Origin of the sequence: Lactobacillus nasalidis (assembly GCF_016587775.1) — a bacterium.
GTDB classification, from domain to species: Bacteria; Bacillota; Bacilli; order Lactobacillales; family Lactobacillaceae; genus Lactobacillus; species Lactobacillus nasalidis.
Window position 1 is genome coordinate 1 of the sequence record NZ_BOCG01000253.1, and the last position, 8,108, is coordinate 8,108.

The 8,108-nt window shown below is 54.7% G+C and carries 4 protein-coding genes and 1 pseudogene; all 5 read right to left on the reverse strand.

Annotation, left to right across the window (positions count from 1 at the left end):
* Positions 1-911, reverse strand: a pseudogene (locus lacNas_RS04235) (DNA-directed RNA polymerase subunit beta'); the annotation flags it as partial.
* Positions 912-926: 15 nt separating this feature from the next.
* Entirely contained in the window at positions 927-4,592 is a 3,666-nt protein-coding gene (rpoB, locus tag lacNas_RS04240) for a DNA-directed RNA polymerase subunit beta (protein ID WP_280515150.1), read from the reverse strand.
* 210 nt (positions 4,593-4,802) lie between these two features.
* Entirely contained in the window at positions 4,803-5,147 is a 345-nt protein-coding gene (locus lacNas_RS04245; RefSeq protein ID WP_201330315.1) for a bacteriocin immunity protein, read from the reverse strand.
* A gap of 127 nt (positions 5,148-5,274) precedes the next feature.
* On the reverse strand, positions 5,275-7,731 hold the full coding sequence (locus lacNas_RS04250; protein WP_201330316.1) for an ATP-dependent Clp protease ATP-binding subunit: 2,457 nt from the start codon (positions 7,729-7,731) through the stop codon (positions 5,275-5,277).
* Positions 7,732-7,753: 22 nt separating this feature from the next.
* On the reverse strand, positions 7,754-8,108 hold a 355-nt coding region (msrC, locus tag lacNas_RS04255), incomplete at its 5' end, for a free L-methionine (R)-S-oxide reductase MsrC (protein ID WP_201346628.1).

Consider the following 8,108-nt stretch of genomic DNA (forward strand, 5'->3'; position numbering starts at 1 on the left):
GGACGGCCGCGGCGGCCGTTGTCGATCAAAGCGTCGACGGCTTCCTGCAGCATCCGCTCTTCGTTTTGTACGATCAAGCCAGGAGCGTGCATGTCCAGCAGCTTCTTCAACCGGTTGTTCCGGTTGATGACCCGGCGGTAAAGGTCGTTCAAGTCGGAAGTGGCGAAACGGCCACCTTCCAGCTGAACCATTGGCCGCAAGTCCGGCGGGATAACCGGAACAGTTTCCATGACCATCCATTCAGGCTTGTTGCCGCTGTTTCTGAAGGCATCCAGAATGTCCAGCCGGCGGATAGCCCGGGTCCGCTTCTGCCCCTTCAAAGTCTGCAGCTCAGCCTTGAGCTCGGTAACTTCCTTGTCCAGGTCAACCTGCTTGAGCAGGTCACGGATGGCTTCGGCACCCATCTTGGCTACGAAGCGGTTGCCGTACTTGGCCTTTTCTTCCCGGTATTCAGCTTCAGTCAACAGCTGCTTGGCTTCCAGGCCGGTGTCACCTGGATCGATAACGATGTAGGCAGCGAAGTAGATGACTTCTTCAAGCTGCTTTGGAGACACGTCCAAAACCAGGCCCATTCTTGAAGGAATGCCCTTGAAGTACCAGATGTGGGTTACTGGAGCAGCCAGTTCGATGTGGCCCATCCGTTCCCGGCGCACGTGAGAGGTCGTTACTTCAACCCCGCACCGGTCACAGACGATGCCCTTGTAGCGAACGCCCTTGTACTTGCCGCAGGCACAAGCGTAGTCCTTGGTTGGCCCAAAGATACGTTCATCAAACAGACCGTCTTTTTCTGGCTTCAAAGTCCGGTAGTTGATGGTTTCTGGCTTCTTAACTTCCCCGTAAGACCAGCTTCTGATCTTGTTTGGTGAAGCCAAGCCAATCTGCATGCTTTCAAACTTATTTACGTCGATCAAAGTTTAACCTCCCAATTACTTTGAAGCCTTGTCGTCGTCGGCTGCGTCTGCAGCTTCGGTCGTTTCAGCGTCAGCGGCGTCTTCTTCAGGTGCGGCGCCTTCTGCTTCAGCTTCGGCGGCGATTTCGGCCTCTTCTTCGGCCAACTTCTTCTTTTCTTGCGCTTCCGCAAGACGAGACAAAGTATCGATGTTTACGTGTTCGTTAGAGTCTTCATCCATGTCGCGCAGTTCAACTTCGTTTTCGTCGCTGTCCAAAACGCGCAGGTCCAGACCCAATGACTGCAGTTCCTTGACCAAAACGCGGAATGATTCCGGCACGCCTGGCTTAGGAATTCTTTCGCCCTTGACGATCGCTTCGTAGGCCTTGACACGGCCGACAACGTCGTCGGACTTGTAAGTCAGGATTTCCTGCAGGGTGTAAGCAGCACCGTAAGCTTCCAGGGCCCAGACTTCCATTTCACCGAAACGCTGCCCACCGAATTGTGCCTTACCACCCAAAGGCTGTTGGGTAACAAGTGAGTAAGGCCCGATTGAACGCGCGTGGATCTTGTCGTCAACCATGTGAGTCAGCTTCAGGTAGTACATTACCCCGACTGAAACCCGGTTGTGGAACGGTTCACCGGTCCGGCCGTCGTAAAGAACGGTCTTACCGTCTGAGTCAACGCCGGCTTCGCGGACAAAGTCCCAAACGTCGTCTTCGCTGGCCCCGTCAAATACTGGAGTAGCCACGTGGATACCCAAAGCCCGGGCTGCCCGGCCCAAGTGGATTTCAAGCAGCTGCCCGATGTTCATACGTGATGGCACACCCATTGGGTTCAAGCAGATGTCGACTGGAGTACCGTCTGGCAGGTACGGCATGTCTTCAACTGGCGCAACCAGGGCAACCGTACCCTTGTTACCGTGACGACCGGACATCTTGTCACCGACTTGGATCTTTCTCTTTTGCACGATGTAGACCCGGACCAGGGTGTTGACGCCTGGTGCCAGTTCATCGCCGGCTTCACGGGTGAAGACTTGAACGTCTTGAACCACACCGCCACCGCCGTGCGGTACCTTCAATGAAGTATCGCGGACTTCACGGGCCTTTTCACCGAAGATGGCGTGCAGCAGTCTTTCTTCGGCGCTAAGTTCGGTGATCCCCTTCGGGGTAACCTTGCCGACCAGAATGTCGCCGTCGTGAACTTCGGCACCGATCCGGATGATCCCGTTTTCGTCCAGGTCCTTCAAAGCGTCTTCACCGACGTTAGGAATTTCCCGGGTGATTTCTTCCGGCCCCAGCTTGGTGTCACGGGCTTCTGAGTCGTAGTCTTCAATGTGGATTGAAGTGTAGACGTCGTCCTTAACCAGGCGTTCGCTCAGCATGATGGCGTCTTCGAAGTTGTACATGTTCCAAGTGGTGAAGGCAATCACCGGGTTTTGACCCAGGGCAAGTTCGCCGTCGGCCATTGACGGACCGTTGGCGATTACCTGGCCAGCCACAACCTTGTCGCCGCGCTTGACGTTTGGCGTCTGGTTGTAGTTCTTGGTTGCGTTTGACCGGCGGTACTTTTCAAGAGTGTAAGTGTCCAGAGTCTGGTCTTCCCGGCGCACGCGGATTTCGTTGGCGTCCACGTATTCAACTTCACCAGCTGCTTCAGCCAGCAAAGCGTCACCTGAGTCGTGAGCGGCCCGGTATTCCATACCAGTGGCTACGAGCGGACCGTGCGGGTTGATCAAAGGAACAGCCTGACGTTGGTGGTTGGCCCCCATCAAGGCACGGTTGGAGTCGTCGTTTTCCAGGAAAGGAATACATGCGGAAGTTACTGAAACAACCTGCTTTGGAATAACGTCCATGTAGTCGATCCGGTCAGGACTTACTTCGACGTTGTCTTCCCGGTGCCGGCAAAGGATCACGTCATCAACGAAGGAGCCGTCTTCGTTCAAAGGAGTGTTGGCCCCGGCGATGATGTAGTTGTCTTCAACATCGGCAGTCAAGTAGTCGATCTTGTCGGTAACCTTGTGGGTTGCCCAGGAAACGCGCCGGTATGGAGTTTCCAGGAAGCCGTACTTGTTGATGATGGCGTAAGTAGCCATGGAGTTGATCAAACCGATGTTAGGACCTTCTGGCGTTTCGATTGGGCACAGACGGCCGTAGTGGGTGTAGTGAACGTCCCGGACTTCGTAGCCGGCCCGGTCACGTGACAGACCACCAGGCCCCAAGGCGGACATACGGCGCTTGTGGGTCAGTTCGCCCAGCGGGTTGTTTTGGTCCATGAATTGTGACAATTGGGATGAACCGAAGAATTCCTTGATTGAACCGACGATCGGCCGGATGTTGATCAATTGCTGCGGAGTAACCGTTGCGGCGTCTTGAATTGACATCCGTTCACGGACGACCCGTTCCATCCGGGCCAAACCGATCCGCATCTGGTTTTGCAGCAATTCGCCGACCCGGCGGATCCGGCGGTTGCCCAAGTGGTCGATGTCGTCAATGTTGCCGACACCTTCTTGGAGTTCCAGGAAGTAGTTGACAGCAGCGATGATGTCGGCCGGAGTGATGCACTTAACGTCTTCGTCAATGTGGCCGTTGGAAATCAGCTTGATTTCCCGGTCAGGAATTTCCCGGGAGAAGACCTTGATTTCTTGAACAGTTACAGGTTCCGGAATGGCACCTTCTTCAGACGGAGTGTAAGTTACAGTCTTGAAGTCGTCACGGTCAAGGTAGTCCTTCAGAACGTCCATGACTTCGTTGTTGACAACCGTCCCCTTGGCAGCCAGAACTTCCCCGGTGTCCGGGTCAGCCAGAGTTTCAGCCAAAGTGTAGCCCAACAGGCGGTTCTTAAGGCTCAGCTTCTTGTTGACCTTGTAGCGGCCAACGGCAGCCAGGTCGTAGCGGCGCGGGTCAAAGAAGCGGGAAACCAGGAGGCTCCGGGATGAGTCAGTGGTCTTTGGTTCACCTGGACGCAGACGGTCGTAGATGTCCTTCAAAGCTTCAGCTACCCGGCTGTCGGCTGGGTTCTTGTGGACATCCTTGTCCAAAGTCAGGTCCAAAGTGTCGCTGTCGCCGAAGATTTCCTTGATTTCGCTGTCAGAGCCGAAGCCCAGGGCCCGGACCAGGACAGACAAAGGAAGCTTCCGCGTCCGGTCTACCCGCACGTAGGAAATGTTCTTGGCGTCGGTTTCAAATTCCAGCCAAGCCCCGCGGTTAGGGATGACAGTCGTACCGAAGATTTGCCGGCCGTTCTTGTCAAATTCGCCGCTGTAGTAAACGCCTGGTGATCTAACCAGCTGGGAAACGATGACTCTTTCCGCCCCATTGACAATGAAGGAACCGGACTTAGTCATCAGCGGCAGGTCACCGAAGAAGACATCCTGAGTCTTGATTTCGCCAGTTTCATGGTTGGTCAGTTTCAAAGTCACGTGCATCGGTGCGGAGTAAGTCGCGTCGTGCTTGCGTGATTCGTCTACAGTGTACTTTGGTTCCTGCAGCTTGTAGTCGACGTATTCCAAAGTCAAGCGGCCAGAAGTGTCGCTGATTGGCAGAATGTCGTCAAAAACTTCCTTAACGCCTTGGTCAAGGAACCATTTGTATGATTCAGTCTGTACATCCGTCAAGTTAGGCAGCGGCAGGATTTCCTTAATCCGTGAGAAGCTGCGTCTTGTCCGGTGTTGTCCGTAATTAACTACGTGTCCGTTTAGCAAGGAAAACATCCTTTCTATCCTGTTGAAGAAAGCAAATATTACATTTGTGTTACATTTTAAAAAGGCCGGGATTTTGAGCATAAAAAAGACAAAAACGAACCTGTCGTTTTTGTCTTTATCATTTTACTGGACAATATATCAGTAAAATCCTGAACTTCAGCCTTTTAAATCGCCCAATATTGTACCACTTATTTTAAAAGAGCGCAAGCCCTAGCGGCCGCCAAACAGCATGGCTGCCTGGCCGGCCAAACCGACTCCGGTGAGCTGGTAGCCGCCAGCCGTGATGTTCCAGAAGATCTTCTTGCCTTGCGGGCTAAGCTGGGACTTGATCACGACCGGCTCTAAAGCGATCCGCAAATCATACATGATCTTGCCCAGGTAGACCTTATGTTCCAGCTGCTGCTTGGCTTCCAGCAGCGCCTCCCGCTCATCTTTCGGCATCTCGTCGTAAAGGGCGTCGATGATGTCGCTGTAAAGCAGGATACGCCCGTCAGTCTTCTTGCTTGCTGCTTCTTTTGCCTTTTCAGCTGCTTCTTTTTTCTTTTTGCCAAACATAATCTGCCTCCAAAAATAACATAAGCAATCTTTTATTATGCTAAATTATAGGCAGATATTCACAACTGTCAAGAAAAAAACAGTCTTTACAAATAATTAAAGAATACGCGCAGCCGTTTCCTGCCGGCTAGCCCTTGACCTTTTCGCCGGACTTGGCCTTGACGATTTCAAAGCGCAATTTGCCGCCCCGGGCACCAATTTTGACCGTGTCGCCGGCCTGCAGCTTCTCGCTGACCAGGTCCTGGGCCAGCTGGTCTTCAACCTCGTCTTGGATGGTCCGCCGCAATGGCCGGGCCCCCATTTCTGGGTTGTAGCCATCCTTGGCCAGTTGGTCCAGAGCAGCTGGCGACAGGCGCAAGGTGATGTCCTTTTCCGCCAGCCGCTTGACCAGCTTCCGGGTCAGAAGCGTCACGATTTCCCGCAGCTGCTTGGCTTCCAGCGGCTTGAAGACGATCTTTTCGTCGATCCGGTTCAAAAATTCCGGCCGGAAGAAGTCCTTGGTGGCCTTGGTAACCTTTTCCGCGATCAGCTTGCCTTGGTCTTCCTGGCTAGCTGAGAAGCCCACGTGGCTGTCGGCTTCCAGGCTTCTAGAACCCAGGTTGGAAGTCATGATGATGATGGTGTTTCTGAAGTCGACCTTCCGGCCCAAGGAGTCAGTCATGAAGCCTTCATCCAGAACCCGCAAGAGGACGTTGAAGATTTCCGGGTTGGCCTTTTCCACTTCGTCAAACAAGACGACTGAATAAGGATGTTCCCGGACCTTATTTGAAAGCTGGCCGCCTTCTTCATAGCCGACATAGCCAGGCGCTGACCCGATCAACTTGGAGGAAGATTCTCGGTCCATGTATTCTGACATGTCAACTCTGATGATGTTGTCTTCTGAGCCAAAAACTGCCTCAGCCACTGCCTTGGCCAGCTCGGTCTTGCCGACCCCGGTCGGGCCTAAGAAGAGGAAGGAACCGATCGGCCGGTTCTCGTCCTTCAAGCCGCTTCTTGACCGGCGGATGGCATTGGCCACGGCCTTGACCGCGTCGTCTTGGCCGATGACCCGCTCATGCAGGATCCCTTCCAGGCGGGCCAGGCGCTTGTTTTCGCTGGTCTTGAGCTGGGTAACCGGAACCCCGGTCCAGATGGAGACCACTTTGGCCACGTCTTCAGCACCGACGACTGACCGCTTCTCATTCTTGCCGGCCAGCTTCTTGGCGATATCGCTGCGCTTTTGCCGCAGGGCAATCTCCTGGTCGCGCAGCTTGGCGGCTTGCGCGAAATTCTGCTTGGCAGCTTCGTCATTCTTTTGCTTCAAAGTCCGGCTGATCTCCAGATCAATTTCTGCCAGGTCCTTGTCCTCGCCGGTGTCGTTGGCCAGTTTGACCGCTGCACTGGCTTCATCGATCAAGTCGATCGCCTTGTCCGGCTGGTAGCGGTCAGCAATGTAGCGGCTGGACAAGTCCACCGCTGCCTGCAGGGCTTCCGGCGACAGGGTGACCCGGTGGTAGTCCTCGTACTTGTCCTTGATCCCCTGCAAAATCTTCAGGGTTTCTTCCTCGCTTGGCTCAGACAAACGAACCAGCTGGAAGCGGCGGACGAAGGCCGAGTCTTTTTCCATGTGCTTGCGGTATTCTTCAAAAGTCGTGGCCCCGATCAATTGGATGTCCCCGCGGGCCAGAGCCGGCTTCAAGGTGTTGGAGGCACTCATTGCCCCTTCGGCATCCCCGGCCTTGACCAGCGAGTGGATTTCATCGACAAACAAGATGACGTTCTTGCTGGCAATGACCTCCTTGATCAAGCGGTCCAGCCGCTCTTCAAACTCGCCCCGGTAACGGGTGCCCGCCACCATGCTGTTGACGTCCAGGGAAACGACCCGCTTGTCAGCCAGGTCCCGCGGCACCTTTTTAGCCACGATTTCACTGGCCAGGGCTTCAGCGACCGCGGTCTTGCCGACCCCCGGCTCACCGACTAACAGCGGATTGTTCTTCGTGCGCCGGGAAAGAATCTGGATTACCCGGTCCAGTTCCCGCTCGCGCCCGATCACGGGATCAATGTCCCCTTCTCTGGCCCGGCGGTTCAAATCGATCCCAAACCGGTCCAGAATCGGCGTTTGCGACTGGCTGTTGCCGGCAGCCGGCCGGCTCGGCTCGGTCGCATCACCGGCTACCCGGTTGGCATCGTCAAGCTCGTCTCTCAAGTTGTCCAGGTCCACGTCCAGGTTGCGCAGAATCATCGCCGACAGGATCTGCTCGCTGGACACCAGAGCCAGCAAAATATCCGTAGTTTCAATTTCCTTGCTGGAGCGCAGTTCTGAGTTACGCTTGGCATAATCCAGCGCCAGGGTCAAGCGGGGAGAAAATTCCATGTAACTGGCGCTTGCGGCTGAGCCGTAACCCGTATAGCGCTCAATTTCCTCCCTGACGCCGGTCGGCGTGACGTTCATGGCCCGCAGGATCTTGCCGGCCTTGCCGTCGGCTTCGATCACCAGCCCCAAAAGAACGTGTTCCGTGCCGATCAAGCGGCGGTGAAATTCCTTGGCCTGCTCCTGCGCAATTTCCAAAACCTGACTGCTGCTCTTGCTGTATGAATTTTGCATAAAAAATCGCCTCGTACCGGACCTAGTTTCCTAAAGCAACCGCGGCAATCTGCTCGAGGTACTTTTGGTCCAAATCATCAAAATTGTTAAAATTCGTTGAGTCAAAATCGTATACGCCCCAAAATTCGCCGGCCCGGTCAAAAATCGGCACGACGATTTCCGAATTGGAAGCACTGTCGCAGGCAATGTGCCCCGGGAAGTCATGGACGTTTTCCACAATCTGCGTCTGCTTTTCCAAAGCGGCCTTGCCGCAGACGCCCTTGCCCACAGGGATATGCACGCAGGCCGGCATCCCCTGGAAAGGCCCCAGGATCAGTTCGCCTTTTTCAAAGCGGTAGACGCCGGCAAAATTGACTGCCTTCATCCTGGCCTTCAGC